This window comes from Bacillus sp. 01N42_2 (assembly GCF_056399565.1).
The window spans coordinates 53,118-70,879 of the sequence record NZ_JBFTRO010000004.1 but is presented as its reverse complement, the minus strand read 5'-3'; the positions used below and the strand labels follow the sequence as shown (position 1 = coordinate 70,879).

20 protein-coding genes and 1 pseudogene are annotated in these 17,762 nt (G+C 45.4%); 14 read left to right on the top strand and 7 right to left on the bottom strand.

The window, feature by feature from the left end; all coding sequences use genetic code 11:
• Positions 1-31: 31 nt before the first annotated feature.
• Both AC1DN5_RS10830 and AC1DN5_RS10825 read right to left on the bottom strand, forming a co-directional pair.
• Entirely contained in the window at positions 32-1,522 is a 1,491-nt protein-coding gene (locus AC1DN5_RS10830; RefSeq protein WP_047474603.1) for a sodium:solute symporter family protein, read from the bottom strand.
• On the bottom strand, positions 1,522-1,722 hold the full coding sequence (locus AC1DN5_RS10825; protein ID WP_016936627.1) for a DUF3311 domain-containing protein: 201 nt from the start codon (positions 1,720-1,722) through the stop codon (positions 1,522-1,524). Before AC1DN5_RS10825 ends, AC1DN5_RS10830 begins: the two co-directional genes overlap by 1 nt.
• A 185-nt stretch (positions 1,723-1,907) precedes the next feature.
• Here AC1DN5_RS10825 and AC1DN5_RS10820 point away from each other — a divergent pair, with 185 nt between their 5' ends.
• Together AC1DN5_RS10820 and AC1DN5_RS10815 are read left to right on the top strand one after the other, a co-directional pair.
• Positions 1,908-2,831, top strand: a complete 924-nt coding sequence (locus tag AC1DN5_RS10820) for a ring-cleaving dioxygenase (RefSeq protein ID WP_366969263.1) — start codon at positions 1,908-1,910, stop codon at positions 2,829-2,831.
• A 2-nt stretch (positions 2,832-2,833) separates the two neighbouring features.
• Positions 2,834-3,436, top strand: coding sequence for an alpha/beta hydrolase (locus AC1DN5_RS10815; RefSeq protein WP_049628636.1), 603 nt, complete (start codon positions 2,834-2,836; stop codon positions 3,434-3,436).
• Between the two features lie 44 nt (positions 3,437-3,480).
• Here AC1DN5_RS10815 and AC1DN5_RS10810 read toward each other — a convergent pair whose 3' ends face one another.
• Positions 3,481-4,089, bottom strand: coding sequence for a nitroreductase family protein (locus tag AC1DN5_RS10810; RefSeq protein WP_045926160.1), 609 nt, complete (start codon positions 4,087-4,089; stop codon positions 3,481-3,483).
• Between the two features lie 129 nt (positions 4,090-4,218).
• Here AC1DN5_RS10810 and yodB point away from each other — a divergent pair, with 129 nt between their 5' ends.
• On the top strand, positions 4,219-4,563 hold the full coding sequence (gene yodB, locus AC1DN5_RS10805; protein ID WP_016936623.1) for a transcriptional regulator YodB: 345 nt from the start codon (positions 4,219-4,221) through the stop codon (positions 4,561-4,563).
• A 38-nt stretch (positions 4,564-4,601) separates the two neighbouring features.
• Here yodB and AC1DN5_RS10800 read toward each other — a convergent pair.
• Positions 4,602-4,937, bottom strand: a pseudogene (locus AC1DN5_RS10800) (hypothetical protein); the annotation flags it as partial.
• A 102-nt stretch (positions 4,938-5,039) separates the two neighbouring features.
• On the opposite strand from AC1DN5_RS10800, the gene AC1DN5_RS10795 reads away from it, so the two are divergent.
• Positions 5,040-5,276, top strand: coding sequence for a hypothetical protein (locus AC1DN5_RS10795; RefSeq protein WP_049628635.1), 237 nt, complete (start codon positions 5,040-5,042; stop codon positions 5,274-5,276).
• A 34-nt stretch (positions 5,277-5,310) separates the two neighbouring features.
• Here the strand turns inward: AC1DN5_RS10795 and AC1DN5_RS10790 are convergent, their stop codons facing one another.
• Entirely contained in the window at positions 5,311-5,775 is a 465-nt protein-coding gene (locus tag AC1DN5_RS10790) for a hypothetical protein (protein ID WP_016936621.1), read from the bottom strand.
• A 97-nt stretch (positions 5,776-5,872) separates the two neighbouring features.
• On the opposite strand from AC1DN5_RS10790, the gene rarD reads away from it, so the two are divergent.
• From rarD to bshB2, 4 genes are all read left to right on the top strand, one after another.
• Positions 5,873-6,769 carry an EamA family transporter RarD gene (gene rarD, locus AC1DN5_RS10785; RefSeq protein ID WP_047474612.1) on the top strand — a complete coding sequence of 299 codons (897 nt, stop codon included), beginning with the start codon at positions 5,873-5,875 and terminating at the stop codon, positions 6,767-6,769.
• A gap of 67 nt (positions 6,770-6,836) precedes the next feature.
• Positions 6,837-7,115: a hypothetical protein gene (locus AC1DN5_RS10780; RefSeq protein ID WP_045926162.1), complete on the top strand. Its 279-nt coding sequence runs from the start codon at positions 6,837-6,839 to the stop codon at positions 7,113-7,115.
• Entirely contained in the window at positions 7,112-7,462 is a 351-nt protein-coding gene (locus AC1DN5_RS10775) for a YojF family protein (protein ID WP_016936618.1), read from the top strand. The genes AC1DN5_RS10780 and AC1DN5_RS10775 overlap by 4 nt, the downstream gene beginning before the upstream one ends.
• A 17-nt stretch (positions 7,463-7,479) precedes the next feature.
• Positions 7,480-8,145 (top strand): bacillithiol biosynthesis deacetylase BshB2, encoded by a 666-nt coding sequence (gene bshB2, locus AC1DN5_RS10770; protein WP_015417637.1) that lies wholly within the window; start codon positions 7,480-7,482, stop codon positions 8,143-8,145.
• Positions 8,146-8,172: 27 nt separating this feature from the next.
• Here the strand turns inward: bshB2 and AC1DN5_RS10765 are convergent, their stop codons facing one another.
• Together AC1DN5_RS10765 and AC1DN5_RS10760 are read right to left on the bottom strand one after the other, a co-directional pair.
• Positions 8,173-9,021: an STAS domain-containing protein gene (locus AC1DN5_RS10765; protein WP_366969265.1), complete on the bottom strand. Its 849-nt coding sequence runs from the start codon at positions 9,019-9,021 to the stop codon at positions 8,173-8,175.
• A 13-nt stretch (positions 9,022-9,034) separates the two neighbouring features.
• Complete coding sequence (locus tag AC1DN5_RS10760) at positions 9,035-10,396, bottom strand: MATE family efflux transporter (RefSeq protein ID WP_366969266.1); 1,362 nt, start codon at positions 10,394-10,396, stop codon at positions 9,035-9,037.
• A 277-nt stretch (positions 10,397-10,673) separates the two neighbouring features.
• Here AC1DN5_RS10760 and cdaS point away from each other — a divergent pair, with 277 nt between their 5' ends.
• The 6 genes from cdaS to AC1DN5_RS10730 all read left to right on the top strand — a co-directional run bounded on the left by cdaS (position 10,674) and on the right by AC1DN5_RS10730 (position 17,760).
• Positions 10,674-11,300: a sporulation-specific diadenylate cyclase CdaS gene (cdaS, locus tag AC1DN5_RS10755; RefSeq protein WP_016936614.1), complete on the top strand. Its 627-nt coding sequence runs from the start codon at positions 10,674-10,676 to the stop codon at positions 11,298-11,300.
• 118 nt (positions 11,301-11,418) lie between these two features.
• Entirely contained in the window at positions 11,419-12,630 is a 1,212-nt protein-coding gene (locus AC1DN5_RS10750) for a macrolide family glycosyltransferase (RefSeq protein ID WP_366969267.1), read from the top strand.
• A gap of 322 nt (positions 12,631-12,952) precedes the next feature.
• On the top strand, positions 12,953-14,194 hold the full coding sequence (locus AC1DN5_RS10745) for a C40 family peptidase (RefSeq protein ID WP_366969268.1): 1,242 nt from the start codon (positions 12,953-12,955) through the stop codon (positions 14,192-14,194).
• Between the two features lie 80 nt (positions 14,195-14,274).
• Positions 14,275-14,865 (top strand): superoxide dismutase family protein, encoded by a 591-nt coding sequence (locus tag AC1DN5_RS10740; RefSeq protein WP_366969269.1) that lies wholly within the window; start codon positions 14,275-14,277, stop codon positions 14,863-14,865.
• A 77-nt stretch (positions 14,866-14,942) separates the two neighbouring features.
• The gene (locus AC1DN5_RS10735) at positions 14,943-15,833 is read left to right on the top strand and encodes a MoxR family ATPase (RefSeq protein ID WP_366969271.1); all 891 of its coding nucleotides are present in this window, start codon (positions 14,943-14,945) and stop codon (positions 15,831-15,833) included.
• 10 nt (positions 15,834-15,843) lie between these two features.
• The gene (locus tag AC1DN5_RS10730; RefSeq protein WP_366969272.1) at positions 15,844-17,760 is read left to right on the top strand and encodes a vWA domain-containing protein; all 1,917 of its coding nucleotides are present in this window, start codon (positions 15,844-15,846) and stop codon (positions 17,758-17,760) included.
• The last annotated feature ends 2 nt before the right edge of the window (positions 17,761-17,762 follow it).

Here is a 17,762-nt window from a genome sequence, read left to right as displayed (position 1 = left end):
AGCCGGCACATCAATGTGCCGGCTTTTTTTGTTAAGCGCCTTTTTGATTCAGTTTATCAGAGGGCGTTTTTTTGAATAAACCGTCTTTGACGGCGTTTGAAGCCGCTTTTTTTACAAAAAACGGGTTAAGGATAATAACGGCTGCCATGTTAGCGGTCAAACCCCAAAAGCCTTCATATATACCGTGGGCGGATTGGGTGATATTTACGGTGAATGTCACGATAAGACCGACGAGAAGGCCGATAATTGTCGCTTCTTTCGTTTGATTCTTCCAAAACAGACTGACGGCGATCGCCGGAAAGATCTGCACCATGCCGGAAACGCCGAGAAGCTGAAGCGTAACGAGCGCAGTCGGGAACAGCATGCCGAATAAAAGCGCGAGCCCGATGACGACAAATACCATTGAACGGGTGATCATCGTCAGCTTGTTTGGTGACACATTCGGGTGAATCAAATCCCGATATAAGTTATTCGCAAATAAGTTTGATGCTCCGATCGCCATAATAGAGCAGGGAATCAAAGAAGCAAGAGCGATCGTGGAATAAGCAAAGCCTTGGGCGACCCCGCCGTATGACGTTTGAATCAGCTTCAATAAAGCGAGCCGCGGATTAGTATCTTCCGGCAGGACAAGAAATGCGATAAAGCCGAGAAAAATAACAAGAATTAAAACAATATTATAAAGCGGAAGAAACATGCTGTTTTTGCGGACGGCATCCGCGCTTTTTGCCGTGAATACACCAGTTGCCGCATGCGCCCACATAAAGAGCGCCAAGGCAGATACGATGGAAGCGGTGATAAACCAAGGAATTCCTTTCGGCCCCGAGTCTGGGATCGTCAGCATTTGCGGCGCTTTTTCCGCCAAGGTGTGAATCATCGGTGTCCACCCGTGAAAATGGATCACCGGGAGCGACACGACCATAAACAGCATAATCACCCACACCAGAATGTCTTTAATAATTGCCGTAAACGTCGGTCCTTTAATTCCGCTGAAAAAGGTATACAGCGCTACAAGAATAAAGGAGATGATAACGACCATATTAACATTAATGACACCCGTTCCGGCCACCTGAAGCGTATCCTGAATGCCGCTCAGCTGGAGACAGATATAAGGAATGAGCATAAGAACGCCGACAATGGCGACAAGACTGGCCAAAAGCTTACTGTCAAAGCGCTCACGGGCGTAATCGGCAAGCGTCGTTAATTTATGGATTTTTGCCACTTTCCACAGCTTCGGCAGAAAGAAATAAGCAATAAAATACGCCAAAACAGAATACGGAATTGCAAAAAAAGCTACGCTTCCCCCTGTGTAGGCGGTGCTTGTCAAGCCTAAAAACGTATAAGCCGTATAGAGGTCCGCGCCGACTAAAAACCAGACGAGCAGCCCGCCGAACCGTCTGCCCCCCACAGACCATTCTTCAACAGAAGTGCGTGATGATTTGTCTCTCCCGGCTATAAAGCCGATGCAGACAACGGTTAAAACGATGACGGCTGTAATGATCAATGCTGTTATATTTGCGGGCATCAGTCCAGTCCTCCTTGTTTCTTCTGCAGTCTATAAATAAGAAACGAACATAATGGAGTGACTGCGATCCATAAAAGCAGCCAGAAATGAAAAAACGGCAGACCGATGATGATCGGATGAACCCGATTAGCGACTGACAAAAGAGCCAGCTGGCTGAAAGGGATTAAAATAAGAATGAAAATTAGTGCTTTTCTGACCATTTACTTTCCTCCTGAAACCTGATAATGCTCCTTATCATAGCAGTTGTCAGATAAGATCACAAGAAATTTTTCAGAAAAAAAAGAATTCTATTACTTTTTTAACCGAAACACTTTAGTTGCAACTTCATTCATAGTAAATTAGAATAGTTAATATCTCGAAGTCAAGATATTTAGGAGTGAATACAATGAATACTCAAGGATTGCACCATGTTACCGCATTTGCGAAAGATCCTGCTGAAAATCTGCGGTTTTATACTGAAATATTGGGCTTGCGGCTCGTTAAAAAAACCGTTAATTTTGATGACCCGGCCACATATCATTTTTATTTCGGCAACCAAGACGGAGAACCCGGCACGATTATTACATTTTTCCCTTTTCAGGGCAGCCGCCCGGGAACCGTGGGAAAAGGGCAGGCCGGAAGAATTTATTTCTCTGTGCCGAAAGGGGCACTCGCGTTTTGGCAGCGCCGGCTTGAAGAAAACGGCATACCTGTAAAAGAGCAGACTATGCTTTCTGAACAAGTGCTTCTCTTTGATGATACAGAAGACCTGCCGCTTGCCATAATGGAAGATGAAAGAAGCGGACAGAGTGAATGGACTCCTGCGGGCATTACTGAAAAAGAAGCGATTACAGGCATGAGGGGTGTTCTACTGTACTCGTACCGTCCTGAAGCAACCATTCAATTTCTAATGGAACGCTTCGGCTATTCAAAGACAGGGGAAGAAAATCAGATTGTCAGACTGCAATCGGAGGCACGGATCGGACATATCATTGATGTTGACCTTGCGCCGAAAGAAGCAGGTGTCGGCGGTTACGGGACAGTTCATCATGTCGCTTTCCGCACCACTAAAAAAGAGCAGGCGGAATGGAAGAAGATTCTGGCTGATTCTCATCTTGCTTCATCTGACATTCTTGACAGATCTTACTTTACATCAATTTATTTCAGAGAAAGCGGCGGCATTTTATTTGAAATGGCAACCGATGAACCGGGATTTACGACGGATGAATCCTTTGAAAATCTCGGTACAGAGCTGAAACTTCCGGAATGGCTGGAAGAGCACCGCGATCAAATAACCGCTATTCTTCCCAAAATGGAGAAAGGAGAATGATGATGAAACATGTATTTGAACAAGGAACGTCAGAAAATGTTTTGCTGCTTTTGCACGGAACGGGGGGAAATGAACACGATCTTCTGTCGCTCGGACGTTTTATAGATCCGAAAGCAAGCTTGCTCGGCGTCAGAGGATCGGTGCTTGAAAACGGCATGCCCCGTTTTTTTAAGCGGCTGAAAGAAGGCGTATTTGACGAGGAAGATTTAATTGAACGGACGGAAGAATTAAAGAATTTTATTGATGAAGCGGCGCAAATGTACGGATTCAGCAGAGAAAACGTGATTGCTGCCGGCTATTCAAACGGCGCCAACATTGCGGCAAGTCTTTTGTTTCATTATAAAGACGTACTGAAAGGGGCGGTTCTTCATCATCCGATGGTGCCGATTCGCGGAGTGAAGCTCCCTGATATGGCAGGGCTGCCTGTTTTTATCGGTGCAGGGAAGCGGGATCCGCTTTGTACAAAAGAAGAATCGGAGGAGCTTTATCAATATCTGACTGCTGCTGGTGCATCCGTTTCTCTTGTTTGGCAGGAGGGCGGCCATCAGCTCACACAGCAGGAAGCCGAGCAGGCACGAACCTGGTACAGTGAGCGATTCCTATAAAAAAACCCTTAGTCCGTTTAAGCGGACTAAGGGTTTTTTTCATCTTACAGCCAAGTTGACACTTGTGATACAGGGATCCGGTTGCTTTTGTGCGCAGGCTTAACGGCTTTACCGATTGAAATCAGCATGACGGGAACAAAACGTTCGCTCACGTCGAATTCCTTCACGAATTGCTCTTTATTAAATCCGCCGATCGCGCAAGTATCATAGCCTTTAGCTTTTGCAGCAATCATCAGCTGCATCGCCGCTAAAGAAGCGTTTAAAAATGCTGAATCACGGGCAAACTGTTCATTTTGGTATGCACCGTTAATCTGGCTTAACAGCGTCTGTTTGATTTCTTCTGTAATATTGCCTTGCTCAGCCAGTTCAGCATAAACGTCTTCACCATTTTCGTTTGCTTTTAAGTCGCCTAATACGGCAATGACAGCTGAAGATTCAATAATCTGTTTTTGATTAAAGGCAACCGGAAGCAGGGCAGCTTTTGCCTCATCACTGTGGAATACTTGGAAATGCCAATGCTGAAGGTTCCAGGCGGAAGGGGCTTGCGTTGTAATGTCCAGAAGTTCTGTTAATTCCTCTTTTGTAATGACCGCATCTTTATCGTATTCTTTAACGGATGCGCGTTCTTTCAAAACGTCTAATACGGATGTCATCTTGTTTCCTCCTTCGGATAAACGTGTTATTATAATAGAAAAGTTAGAAGCTTACTAAATGTAACTTGAGAACTAATTTTAATGGATTACAGAAAACTTGTCAATTCATAGATGAAGGGATGAACTCACATGGGATATACAATGTGTCCTAAAATGGAATCCGCTTTTTCTCTTTTGGGAAAGCGCTGGAACGGCCTCATTATCCATGTACTGATAGACGGGCCGAAACGTTTTAAAGATATGACCGAAACCATACCGACGATCAGCCAAAAAATGCTCGCGGAGCGGCTCAAAGAGCTGGAACAAAATGAGATCGTCGAGCGCCAGGTGCTGCCTGAAACGCCTGTCAAAGTCATTTATAAGCTGACTGATAAAGGCATGGCCCTGCAAGCCGTTTTTCAGGAAATGCAAAAATGGGCAGACAGTTTTTGCGAGCCCGGGGGGCCTGTCAAAGACGAATCGTGTCATGAATAACAAAGGCTGCCCAAGGCAGCCTTTTCTTAATGAAATGGTCAATCTTTGTCAAAACCATTGATGTCAAAATTGCTCAGATCGAGATTTAAGCCTTTTAATTGCCTCAATAAAGCATCGAATGTAAGGGAATGACCATTTTTACATTCCGCCGGAACATCATCTGGAGAAAATAATCTCATCCCTCTCTCAATCTACTGTTTCCGGTACAATTGAAATGCCGCTTCAAGTAAATGATCAGGCGTTACAATAAACCCTAATCTTACATCATGGTCTTCACTGTAGCCGAACTCAAACCCGCAGCAGGAGCAAATATCAAATGTTTTATGATATACGCCATTGCAAACAGGATTTTTCTCTAATCCTTTAAATCCGCATTACAACTCACTAACCAACATCCATCACTTTTACTATCGCCCAATCAATTTCCGCACTTTATGAATACCTTTAAGAATAAGCAGACATAAAGGAGGAAAAACATGTACCCTCGTCATGCGTTGTATCGCGGGAATTTCGGGCCTGCCGGATTTCCGGTGAGAAGTCCTTTTTTGTTCGGCGCTCCTTTATTCGGCGGATTTTTAGGCGGTCTTCTAGGAGGCGTGATTGCCACAGGTTTTACGAGACCCCGGTATCCGTACGGTTTCGCCGGTTACGGATACGGAGGCCCATATGGCGGTTTCGGGCCGGGAGTCGGCGGTTACCCGCCATTTTATTAAAGAAAAAACGGCCTGCATCACGCGGGCCGTTTTTTTATCTTAAAATCTCCACTTCCGATAAATTGTAGTCTTCCAGTTTTGAAAACATGACTTCAATCATCCCGTCTTTATAGACTGCCTTTGTTCCTTTCCGTTTGACGAGGCTCGGAAGAACAATTTCTTTTTTTCCTTCCGCCAGACTGCTGTTCTCTACCACGAGGCTGTGTGACGTATGCTTAATCCTGATCCGGTCGAGTTCATCCTGCTCAGCGGGAATTTTCGCAAAAACATGATCGGATGTTTCAAACAGGTCAATTTCCGGCTTGGGCGGTTCTGCTTCGACCGGCTCGGCCTTTTGGGACATCGGGTCGCGAAAAGGGAACTGCCCGGCATAACCGGCGCCGAATACACTTTCCATTACTCGGTTGACATATGTCTCCACATCTTTCGGATCTGCATTTTTAAACGTTTCTTTAGAGAACTGATTTTGGAAGGGAAAATATCTGTTCCAATCAAACACGGCATCTCACCCTTTCTTAACGGACAACATAGTATATGCCCGCCGTAACCTTCCCGTGATATAATATAATCTGTTTACAGAAAGGAAGGGGAAGGCCGTGCAAGGGAATACCGCAAGAAAAGGGATCATTTATACCGCTTGTTCATTTGCCATGTGGGGGCTGTTTCCGGTCTATTGGAAGCTGCTTGAACATATACCCGCATTGGACATTTTAGCTCACAGAATTATATGGTCGTTTGTTTTCATGTGTGTGCTTTTAACTGTGCTTAAAAAATGGAAAACCGGATGGCGTGAACTGTGTCTTTTAAAATCTGAAGGGGGCCTGCTGGCGCTTTTTTTCGCTTCTGTTTTAATATCCATTAATTGGTTTGTGTACATATGGGCAGTTAACCACGGGTTTTTGCTTGAAGCAAGTCTCGGTTACTATATTAATCCGCTCGTTTCCGTTCTTTTGGGCATCCTATTTTTTAAAGAAAAGCTGAACAGACTGCAAATAGCAGCTGTTTCGATTGCCGGAGCGGCCGTGATCATATCGGCGTTTCAGTATGGCGCAGTTCCTTATATCGCGTTGCTGCTTGCGTTCAGTTTCGGCCTGTACGGCTTATGCAAAAAAAGAACCCGCATGTCCAGCACAATCGGACTGACTTTGGAAACGCTTCTGATTACTCCGGCTGCTCTTATTTATTTAGGTTATGCGGCTGACGGGAGCACTTCCGGGTCCTTGGGCGCAGAAACATGGGCGCTCCTTTTTTTCGCAGGCGTATTTACAGCCCTGCCGCTGTTACTGTTTGCAGAAGGGGCAAAACGACTGCCGCTGTATCAAGTCGGCATTTTGCAATATATATCACCCACCATTACCCTTATGCTCGGCGTATTTGTATATCATGAGCCGTTTTCCGGGCAAAAAGCGTTTACCTTCATTTGTATATGGGCAGCATTGCTCTTGTTTACCTTTTCACAGATAAAATGGAAACGGCCGTTAAAAAGCCGCTAAGCCTTTCGCTTTCCAGTGATAGCTTAAATTATGTATAATCATTACGAGTATGTAAAGGAGCTGTACAATGGGCACTGATAAAGACATCGTAAAAGCCTATCAGGCGCTGTGGAATAATCGCACACTCCCGGCTTCAACCCTTGAAGAAGCGGAGAAGGCAATTGATCTGGAACTGCTTGATCAAAGAACACATCCGAGGCTCCGAAAGACGCCCGAGGAAAAATTTGCTCTGGCGGTGCAGCGAATTGTAGATTCCCGGCTGCAGCCGATTGAGAAATATGAATTGGTTGAACTACATACGAAGCGATTGCAATTTTTAAAAGAAGAAAGAGGGGAGCAGCTATGAAAGCGATCATAAAAGAAGATGTGCAAACTTCTTTAGAACGATTTGCCGATCGTCCTGTATATATCCATTTGGAAACAACGACCGGTTCTTATTCAGCGCATCTGAATGAGAAAAACATGACGGTTGTAGCCTATATACGCAATGCAAAAGTGACGTACCATCAGGCGAAAATCAAAGGGAACGGCCCGTACCGCGTCGGTTTGAAAACTGAAGAGGGCTGGATTTATGCAGAAGGCCTGACTGAATATACAGTAGATGACGAAGACCGTCTGTTAATGGCAGGGCATCTGCCTGGCGGAAAATTGGCGATTTCGCTTCAAATCAGCGAAAAGCCGTTTACAGTTTAAAGAAAAGGGTGAAAATCATGAAAGAACACGTACTCGTCATCCTGCCTCACCCTGATGATGAATCATACGGAGTGGCAGGGCTGATTGCTTTACACAGACAAAAAGATATTCCCGTTACGTATGCATGCGCAACGCTTGGAGAAATGGGCAGAAACATGGGGGATCCCTTTTTCGCAAACCGTGAAACATTGCCGCTGTTAAGAAAGCAAGAGCTGATAGACGCATGTAAAGCAATGGACATCACTGACCTGAGAATGCTCGGGCTTCGTGATAAAACACTTGAATTTGAAGATGACGAGTGGCTCGCGGATATGATGGAAGAGATTATCGACGATGTAAAACCGAGTCTGATTGTCACATTCTATCCGGGACACGGTGTCCATCCGGATCATGATGCATGCGGCGAAGCGGTCATCAGAGCGCTTTACAGAAAGAAAAAAGAGGACCGCCCGCGCACGCTTTGCATGGCCATCACCCGCAACAGGGAGGAAGCCGTCGGCAAGCCTGATGTCATTCTTGATATTAAAGAGGTCGCCGATATTAAAATGAATGCCTTAAAAGCGCATCGCACTCAAACAGAAGGTATGCTGAGAGAGCTGGAAGAAAAAATAAAAAATAACGAGCCGGTTCTCCAAACCTGGTTTGAAGAAGAAGTGTATTGGACATATCCGTGGAAAGACTGATAAAAAAAGGGATAAGGCGTTTCAGCCTTATCCTTTTTTTAATGTCAGATCGGAAGCGATCGCTTCCGCAAGCGAAGACCGTATTGATAAATTTGAAAAACTCAGGCCGAGCTGCACCGCGGTTTGGGCGATTTCAGGCCGGATTCCGGATAATGTCGCTTTCACGCCGAGCATTCCGAGTGATTCAATTAAAGTGAAAAGCTGTTGGGCAACCATCGTATCAATCATGGCCACGCCTGATAAATCAATGTACAGCTGCGTGATCCGTTTCTCTGAACATTGGTGCAGCGTATTTTCTAAGATCATTTTGGCTCTTGCCGTGTCAATATCCCCGATCAGCGGCAGCAGTCCGACATTGTCAAAAAGCACTATGACAGGCGAACTCAGCTCGGTGATCAACTCCTTTTGCGCTTCAAGCTGAATGTGTGTGTTTTTATACATCTCTTCTATGAAAATATGAATGACCACATCAAATGATTTAATCAGCGTATGGAATATATCTTCAGCATCTTCTTCTGTGACGGTGTCTGAATGCAGTTTGGTAAACTGCTTTACATGGCCGACATACAAATCACGAACTCTGATAAACTCGCGAATGATGTAATGGATAGGAGTTTTTAAATGTTCTTTATCCTGTGCGGCTTCGAACGCCCACTTCTCCAATGCCGCTGTATAAACTTCCTTCTTCTCAGAAAAAATCCGATTGATTTGATAATTAAACGTCAGATTTTGTTTTTTCAGATTCGTGATTACCGCCGGGTCAGAAGAAGCATAAACAGAATCAGGATCCGTATCATGAAGGGTATCAAACCATGTCTGACTGATTTCCTCCGCCCGTTCGGTTAAATAATCGTACAGCAGTTTATGTGTTGGCAATTCTGTTCCTCCTCTATGAAATCATCATTTTTTTCACATCACGCTTTTGCAGCTTGAGCAGTCTGAAGAATAATCCGACAGCTCCTGCGGCGAGTCCCGCAATTAAACCGATCCAGTAGCCGTATGCCCCGAGGCTCGTATAAGTGCCGACTGCATAACCGAGAGGAAGCCCGATGATCCAATACGAAACAAAAGCCGCACCGAGTGTATAATTGACATCCTTATATCCTCTCAGAGCGCCTTGGATCGGAGCTGCCACGGCATCAGAAAGCTGGAAAAACAAAGCATAGATTAAAAAGTGCTGCGTCAACATAAGCACGTCCGGTTCTGATGTATACATTCCGGCGATTTGCGGTCTGAACAGCAAAATGAAAGCAGCCGTGCATAAAGCAAAACAAAGGGCCATCACAATGCCGATATAGCTGTATGACCGGGCATCCCTGTAGCGTTTTGCCCCTGCTTCAAAGCCGACTAATATGGTCAGCGCCATGGATACGCTGAGCGGCAGCATATACAAGAGGGAAGCAAAATTCATTGCCGCTTGGTGGGCTGCAATCGTCACCGTCTGGAAATGGCTCATAAGCAGTGTGACAGCCGCAAAAATGCTCGTTTCAAAAAATACGGCAAAACCGATAGGCAAACCGATTTTCAAAAGCTTTCTGCATTCAGACGGAGAAAATCGGTACAGTTTCCGGAATACAGAGTATCCGGCAAACGGCTCAAATCTTGAGACGATAAAAAAGCTGATAGCGCAAATACACCAGTAAGTCAGGGCGGAAGCAAGCCCCGCACCGACTCCGCCCAATGCCGGCATGTTGAATTTCCCGAAAACAAACACATAATTCAAGACAAAATTGATGGGCAGTGAGCAGAGCGTAATAAGCATAGTGACTCTCGTTTTGCCCAGTGCATCGATAAACGAGCGCAAAACGGCGTACACAAACAAAGGAAAAATGCCAAGAGATAAAAACCCTAAAAAGTGTTTGGCGATCGTCCGGACACGAGGTTCCAGGCCCAAATGTCCCAAAATCACATCAACAGTGAAAAAGCCGATAAGGATGACCGCCGCACTGAGAATGGCCGCTACGTAAACGGCCTGAATGACGGAAAACGGCGCTTCCTTTTGTCTGCCTGCGCCTAACAGCTGCGACACAACGGGCGTAACGGCCATCAAAATTCCTGCCAGTCCCGTATAAACCGGTGTCCACAGGCTTGAACCGATTGCAACGCCGGCTAAATCCGCGGCGCTCACTTTCCCTGACATCACCGTGTCCAAAAAGGTAATCAAAGAAAGACCGACCTGTGTAATCAAAATCGGAATGAAGATATGTAACAGCTGTCTGACCTTTTGGCCGATCGTGTTCGTTTCTCTCAAGTTAGGTTCCCCGTTTCTTTATTTTAACGAGAGAAATTATAACATTTTATGTATAAAAAGCAATGAAACCCGGCCTACTCTTTTTTATCCGGTTTCGGCTTTTTAAACATTTTGGCATAAATGAATGAAAGTGAAATGACACCTAAAAAGGTGCAGATATACTGCAGCAGCTTTGTGAGTTCCATACAAATCCCGCCTCCTTTCTTGATTATCGTGCGCATTGAGGCGCATATCCATGCGCGGGATGCAGAAAATAAGGAAAAGGAGCTGATGTGACATGCGCCACACTCAAATGACGGAAAGTGCGTTTACCGCTGCCGTCCAAACGTATCTGAAACAAATTACGGAGGATGCCGCAATGATACTGCGGACATTGGATGAAAAAGATCAATGCCTGCTTTGCGAACTAGATGAACTTGGACATACGTTTCAGGAAATGCAGGCTGTCGCTTCGTCATTTTACCTGCAGACATATATCGAACATTTCACGCCTTCTTATACAGAGCTGGCGAGAGCCGTGCAGCACCTGGCAGAAGAGAAGCACGGAGCGCTGATTGTGATTGAACGGGCAGATCCGCTGGACGGAATGATACAAAAAGGGACAAGTCTGCATGCTGAAATCAGTTCAGCTTTAATTGAGAGTATTTTTTACCCCGGTAATCCGCTTCACGACGGGGCCGTATTGGTCAGAGAAAACCGGGTTATATCGGCGGCCAATGTGCTTCCGCTCACAACAAAAAATGTCGGCGTCAAATACGGGACACGCCACAGGGCCGCGATGGGTCTTTCGGCCGTGACTGATGCGCTCGTGCTCGTTGTTTCAGAAGAAACGGGGAAAATGTCCTTTGCTAAAGACGGCGGGCTGTATCCGCTTGTTTCGCCGCGGGCGCTTCATACGAAATAATAAGAAAATGGGAATATTGTACCCATTTAATATTAATAAGGTGAACATCTTTACCTTTTTCTGTATTGGTGTTATCGTTTAAATATACATAAAATTTAAAAGAATAGGGAGTGGGAAGATGGCACATGTATTGATGATCGGCTTTCCGGGAGAAGGCCATATCAATCCGTCTTTAGGCGTCGTAAAGGAATTGAAGGCAAGAGGGGAACATGTCGTATATTACGGCGTGAAGGAATATGAGAATAAAATCGTGTCAAGCGGAGCGGAATTCCGTGAATATGAGGATTTCCGAAAAGATGAATTCGGAAAAAACGCAACGGGTGATGAACAGCGGGACGCTACAGAGTTTTTACTATTAATGATTGAGACTTCCAAAAAAGCCGCACTCCGCATTCTTGAGGATGTAAAAGATGAATCCTATGACTACATCATATACGATCATCATTTTCTGGCAGGCAGGCTTGTGAGAAACATGCTGAAACTGCCGGCATATTCACTTTGTACGACATTTGCGATGAATGAAGCATTTATTAAAGAAGTCTTCTCAAATATAAACCTCGTATCAGAGGAATCATCCCATTATCCGGCTTATACCGAAGCGGTCAGCCAGCTCAACGAAGAATTCAGCACAGACATTAATACGCCGTATGATATTTTCTCAAATGACGGCAGAAAAACCATCGTGTTTACTTCAAGAGCGTTTCAGCCGAAAGAAGAAGAGTTCGGAGATTCTTATCTCTTTGTCGGTCCGTCCATAACCGACAGGGAGGCGTCCCATGATTTCCCGTTTGAACAGCTTGAAGGGGAAAACGTCCTGTTTATTTCAATGGGAACGATTTTTAACAACCAGAAAGAATTGTTTAATAAATGCTTAAAAGCAGCCAGAAGCTTTAACGGGAAAGCCGTCATGTCAATCGGCAAACATCTTGACCCGGCTGAACTGGATGAAATTCCGGAGAATGTCATTGTAAAGCCTTATGTTCCGCAGCTTGAGATTTTAAAGAGAGCGGACTTATTTATCACGCACGGCGGAATGAACAGTACGAGCGAAGGGCTTTATTACAAAACCCCGATGATCGTCATTCCGATGGGCGCAGATCAGTTCGCCGTCGGAAGCCAAGTGGAAAAAACGGGAGCGGGCAAGATGTTTAAAAAAGAAAATGTGACAGTGGAATTGCTTACTGAAGCAATAAAAGAATTGAGTGAAAATCCCGAATATCAGAAAAAAGCTGATGAAATCGGAGAATCCCTGAAAGCGGCCGGCGGAGCACAGCGTGCAGCGGAATTGATATTAGAAGACGTGAAAACTGCCGTGACCCGGGTGCTGTAATTGCTCATTACCTGCTTCCTTTAAAGGAAGCGGGCTTTTTTTTGCCTGTTTTTCGGGAGGATTTTTCTTGCCGTAAAGAGAATTGTATGAAAAACAGACAAGAAAGGTGGAATGTCGCGGAAATAAGCCATGTTATGAAAATGATTCCAAAGTCTTTTGTGAAATGGTCTCTATTTATGTAAAATGTGTGGCATTAGTGATGATTTAAGGTGTAAATGAAACGGAAATGATGTCGACTTCTGCATGAATCCTGTATAACAGGCGGCGTTTGAAGAAAAGGAATGCCCCTTTCAGTAATGATAAATAGGAGGTTTTTCGTTATATGAAGAAAAAAATCGCAGCCGGTCTGGCTGTATCTGCAGTAATGACTTCAACCTTCGCCGTGCATCCCGCTGAAGCAAAAACCATTCAAGTAAAAAACGGCGATTCTCTTTGGAAGCTTTCCCGGCAATATCATACAAGCATTTCAGCCCTCCAGGCGGAAAACAAATTGAAATCAACGATACTTTACCCCGGACAGCGGCTGAACATTCCTGACGGCAGCAGCACACATAAAACAAATCAAAAGAAAAAACGAAGCACGGGCGCTTACACGGTTACATACGGAGATTCCTTATGGGTGATCGCAAAAAAATACCGTATGAGTGTTTCCGAGCTGAGAAGCCTGAACCGTTTGAGCTCAGATGTCATCTATCCGGGCCAAAAACTGAAAATTAAAGGTTCTGCCCCCGGCACGGACAGAGGCGGCAAACAGACAAAACCTGATAAAGCCGCATCAGGGACTTACACTGTAAAACCGGGTGATTCGCTGTGGAAAATCGCCAATCAAATCGGCATCACCATCGCTGAACTGAAAAAGCTGAATCAATTAACGTCAGACTTGCTGTATCTGAACCAAGTGTTAAAAACCAAAGGCTCTCCACATAACGGAAACAGCGGCACAACACCGCCATCTCATCCAAACCCTTCTGAGAAGCCGTCCACATACAAAGTAAAAGCAGGCGATTCCCTCTGGAAAATTGCCAATCGGTTCGGCATCACCGCCCAGCTCATCAGAGAAAAAAATAAACTGACAACTGATGTGCTGCAAATCGGACAAGTTCTCGTGATAAACGGGACGGAAAAAACAGAAGACCCTGTGCGCCAGCCGGAAAACAAGCCGGCAAAGCCAAACAAACCTCATACTCCCGAACCTCCGGTGACAGGCTCAAAGATTGACAGAATGATAGGCGAAGCAAAAAAATATGTCGGCGTGCCTTACCGATGGGGAGGCAATACGCCTGCGGGATTCGATTGCAGCGGCTATATCTATTACCTTTTAAATAAGGTAAGCTCTGTTTCCCGTCTGAGCACCGCCGGATACTGGAATACAATGAAACAAATCAGCCAGCCGTCAGCAGGCGACTTCGTCTTCTTTACGACATATAAAGCGGGCCCTTCTCATATGGGAATATATTTGGGCGGAGGAGATTTCATTCACGCAAGTTCCTCCGGGGTTGAAATTTCAAACTTGAGCAATCCATATTGGAAAAAAGCTTATTTAGGAGCGCGCAGTTATTTTTAAAAAAAGCCTTTCGGGGCTTTTTTTGTTTACCAAATTTATGTTTTGACAAGACTGATGGGTAAAAATAAGGGGGAGAAAGCATGAACCGTCTCTTGCTTTTTCTCATGCTCGCATCAATCACGCTTGGCGGCTGCGGAGGCAGGCCCAATCCAGTTCCGCCCAAAAAACATGAAGAAAGCCGCGCATTGGAGGCGTCAGCATACCGCGAGCATGCCGGACTCATCAATCAAAAAGGTAAAAACATCGGATATATTGAAGTGAAAGATTCTGATGAGGAAGGGTCAGACATCCATATATCAGCAGGACATCTGCCGCCGGGCGCTTCTCTCGGGTTTCATATTTATGATAAAGGGGTGTGCCAGACACCTGATTTCGAATCAGCCGGCGCCCCGTTCAACCCTTTGAACAAAGAGCACGGCTTCAACAATCCGATGGGGCATCACGCCGGGGATCTCCCCAATCTTGAAGTGGGGGCGGACGGTAAAGTGGATGTCATTATGAACGCGCCGCAGACTTCTTTAAAAGAAGGAAGCAGACTCAGCCTGCTTGACCGGGACGGGAGCGCGTTTGTCATTCATGAACATACGGATGATTATTTAACAAACCCGAGCGGAAATTCCGGAGCCAGAATCGCCTGCGCTCCTCTGACAAAAAGCGCCCGCAGGGAATAAGCCCTTTTGTATTGAGTATACAAGGGCTTTTTTAGTATACTCGGTTATGGAATATGAATGGAAAGGAAACATCACCTATGACTTCAGAATTACAGCACTTATCACTGCCCCAAGATATACAAAACAAACTGCAAGTTTATCAGAATCACCCCGTTTCCCAAGAATTTGAGGATTTAATCGGATCCTCGGGCTATGAGGCCGAAGATAAAGCGATTATATTCGATGCGATCATCGCTTTGACAATGGGAAAAAATATCTTATTAAAAGGACCTACGGGTTCAGGGAAAACAAAATTGGCGGAAACGCTTTCGAACTATTTTCATAAACCGATGCACAGCGTCAACTGCTCCGTAGACCTTGATGCAGAAGCGCTTGTCGGTTATAAAACGATTGAAAATGAACACGGACAGGCGACAATTGAATTCGTTCCCGGACCGGTAACAACGGCAATGAACGAGGGGCATTTTTTATACATTGACGAAATCAATATGGCAAAGCCTGAAACCCTTCCGATTTTAAACGGCGTGCTTGATTACAGAAAAATGATGACGAATCCGTTTACAGGAGAAGTGATTAAGGCGAGCGAAGGATTCGGTGTCATCGCCGCCATTAATGAAGGCTACGTCGGCACCGTGCCGCTGAACGAAGCCCTTAAAAACCGCTTTGTCATTATTGATGTTCCGTATATTAAAGGAAGCCTTCTGAAGCAGGTTCTGACTTCTCAGTCTGTCTTAAAAGATGAGAAATTAATTGAGCGTTTCATGACATTGTCTTCTGATTTAATCGCACAAGCGCATAACGGACAAGTGTCAGAGGAAGCGGCGTCAATCAGGGCTCTCATTGATACGTGCGACTTGGCTGCGTATATTCCGCCGAAACGGGCGATTGAAAGAGGCATCGTGGAAAAGCTTGATGACGACAGAGAGAAAGCCGCTGTCAGAAATATTGCAGAAACGCTGTTCGAATGAGGGATATACAATGAAGTTTATCAAATTTAACGACAGCACGATCGATTCATTTTTGTTCATGATGCTGACTGATCTGGCCAAAACACTGACCAGAAGCAGTGAAGTGGAAGTAGAATACGGTGTGCAGTCTTACTACAATCCCTTTGAAAAGAAAATTTACATGAGCCACTTTTGGAAAGACAGATCAGCCGGGGATATGGAAGCCGGCTTGAAAAGCGATGTGTATTTGCGCGCTGTCGGAACACGCAGCAGCTCATTCCGTGAATTTGCCGGGTTTTTAAATGATGTCCGCCGGCACTTCACCCGCCAAAGCTTTGCGAAGCAGCTGTTCATGCTGCTTGAAGATATCAGAATTGAAGAGCTGATCAAAAAAGAACGGCCGGGAACGAAACGTGTATTTCAGAAGCGGAGAGAAATGTACAGGAAATACTTCACAACACAGCTGACATTGAACTTGGAACGGAGTATTTTCACCGACGCTTTGTATTGCGCGATGTTTGTCAAACTGACGGCTGAGTCTCCGCTTGAAGGCATTCCCTCCATGCAGGAAGATATTGATATGATGATACCGTATATTGAACGACAGCTTATCCGGGTGTATGAGGCCGAATCTACGCAACAGATCGCAAAAATAACAGAAGACCTCATGGAAGGCCTTGATGAAGTGCTGGAGAAAGATATGCTGAACACCTATTTCTTTCTGCCGGAACTTGATTACGAGAAAGCGGCTGAAGAGCCTTTATTCGAAAGCATCAAAAGAGCGCCGTCATTAAGCGACGATATCACGCTTCCTGAGTCTTCCGACGGAGATGAAGATATCCATGAAGAGAAAATGAATACGTGGCACCGGGAAACTGAAGCGCCGTCAAAAAGTTTCCTTCAATTTGATATTGAACACGGCGCGAAATCAGACCTTGGGAATGACGCCGCCAGAGAAGGCGATGACGGTGATCAGGCGCTCGGCTCCGTTCAAGGCTCATCACGCCAGACGAAAAGAGAGGATTACTCCCAGCTGGAAGCGCTTGAATCCAGACAGGATGAACACGGGGGAGCCGGACTGGCTGACGGAAAAGAAAACAAATTTGCCTTCCCGGTTTACCAAACACCGCACAAAGCCTCTCTGGAAGATGAACAGTCTTATAAAGAGCAGGCGAAAACGATAGAATCATACCAAAAACGCCTGAAGCAGATGATACAAAAAACACTTGAGCACAAAAAAACGCTCCCGCGGACCGATCTTCATGCAGGCAGGCTGAATCGCAAGCTGCTCCGATACTTTACGGAACGGAATCCGCGCCTTTTCTATAAAAAGCAGGATCCGTCTTCAGAAATTGACGCTGTGTTTACATTGCTTGTCGACTGTTCGGCCAGCATGTTCGACAAAATGGATGAAACAAAGAGAGGGATCGTCCTTTTTCATGAAGCATTGAAATCAGTGTCCGTTCCGCACCAGATCGTCGGTTTTTGGGAGGATACAAACGAAGCGACCGAAACGAGCCAGCCGAACTTCTTTAATACGGTGATTCCGTTTGAAGAGTCGCTGCTGCAGGCGGCGGGTCCTTTGATCATGCAGCTTGCGCCGGAGGAAGATAACAGAGACGGATATGCCATCAGACAAATGACAAAACAGCTGATGAGGCGGAGTGAGGCACAAAAGTTTTTAATCGTGTTTTCAGACGGGGAGCCCGCAGCGTTCGGCTACGAACAAAACGGCATCGTCGATACGAGCGAGGCTGTCATCGAAGCGAGAAAAAGAGGGATCGAAGTCATAAATGTTTTTCTGTCCAATACCGCGATAGAAGAATCCCAGATGAAAACCATTCAGGATATGTACGGAAAGTACAGTATTTTTGTTCCGGATGTCGATCAGCTCCCCGATGTGCTGTATCCGCTCTTGAAAAAACTGCTTCATAAAAGCATAGGATAAGC

Coding starts and splice junctions, on each gene's coding strand:
- AC1DN5_RS10780 (WP_045926162.1), top strand. CDS start 6,837: ATGGGCACTGATAAAGACATCGTAAAAGCCTATCAGGCGCTGTGGAAT.
- yodB (WP_016936623.1), top strand. CDS start 4,219: ATGGGATATACAATGTGTCCTAAAATGGAATCCGCTTTTTCTCTTTTG.
- AC1DN5_RS10735 (WP_366969271.1), top strand. CDS start 14,943: ATGACTTCAGAATTACAGCACTTATCACTGCCCCAAGATATACAAAAC.
- AC1DN5_RS10815 (WP_049628636.1), top strand. CDS start 2,834: ATGAAACATGTATTTGAACAAGGAACGTCAGAAAATGTTTTGCTGCTT.
- AC1DN5_RS10820 (WP_366969263.1), top strand. CDS start 1,908: ATGAATACTCAAGGATTGCACCATGTTACCGCATTTGCGAAAGATCCT.
- AC1DN5_RS10730 (WP_366969272.1), top strand. CDS start 15,844: ATGAAGTTTATCAAATTTAACGACAGCACGATCGATTCATTTTTGTTC.
- AC1DN5_RS10750 (WP_366969267.1), top strand. CDS start 11,419: ATGGCACATGTATTGATGATCGGCTTTCCGGGAGAAGGCCATATCAAT.
- AC1DN5_RS10740 (WP_366969269.1), top strand. CDS start 14,275: ATGAACCGTCTCTTGCTTTTTCTCATGCTCGCATCAATCACGCTTGGC.
- cdaS (WP_016936614.1), top strand. CDS start 10,674: ATGCGCCACACTCAAATGACGGAAAGTGCGTTTACCGCTGCCGTCCAA.
- AC1DN5_RS10825 (WP_016936627.1), bottom strand. CDS start 1,722: ATGGTCAGAAAAGCACTAATTTTCATTCTTATTTTAATCCCTTTCAGC.
- AC1DN5_RS10795 (WP_049628635.1), top strand. CDS start 5,040: ATGTACCCTCGTCATGCGTTGTATCGCGGGAATTTCGGGCCTGCCGGA.
- AC1DN5_RS10810 (WP_045926160.1), bottom strand. CDS start 4,089: ATGACATCCGTATTAGACGTTTTGAAAGAACGCGCATCCGTTAAAGAA.
- bshB2 (WP_015417637.1), top strand. CDS start 7,480: ATGAAAGAACACGTACTCGTCATCCTGCCTCACCCTGATGATGAATCA.
- AC1DN5_RS10745 (WP_366969268.1), top strand. CDS start 12,953: ATGAAGAAAAAAATCGCAGCCGGTCTGGCTGTATCTGCAGTAATGACT.
- AC1DN5_RS10775 (WP_016936618.1), top strand. CDS start 7,112: ATGAAAGCGATCATAAAAGAAGATGTGCAAACTTCTTTAGAACGATTT.
- AC1DN5_RS10830 (WP_047474603.1), bottom strand. CDS start 1,522: ATGCCCGCAAATATAACAGCATTGATCATTACAGCCGTCATCGTTTTA.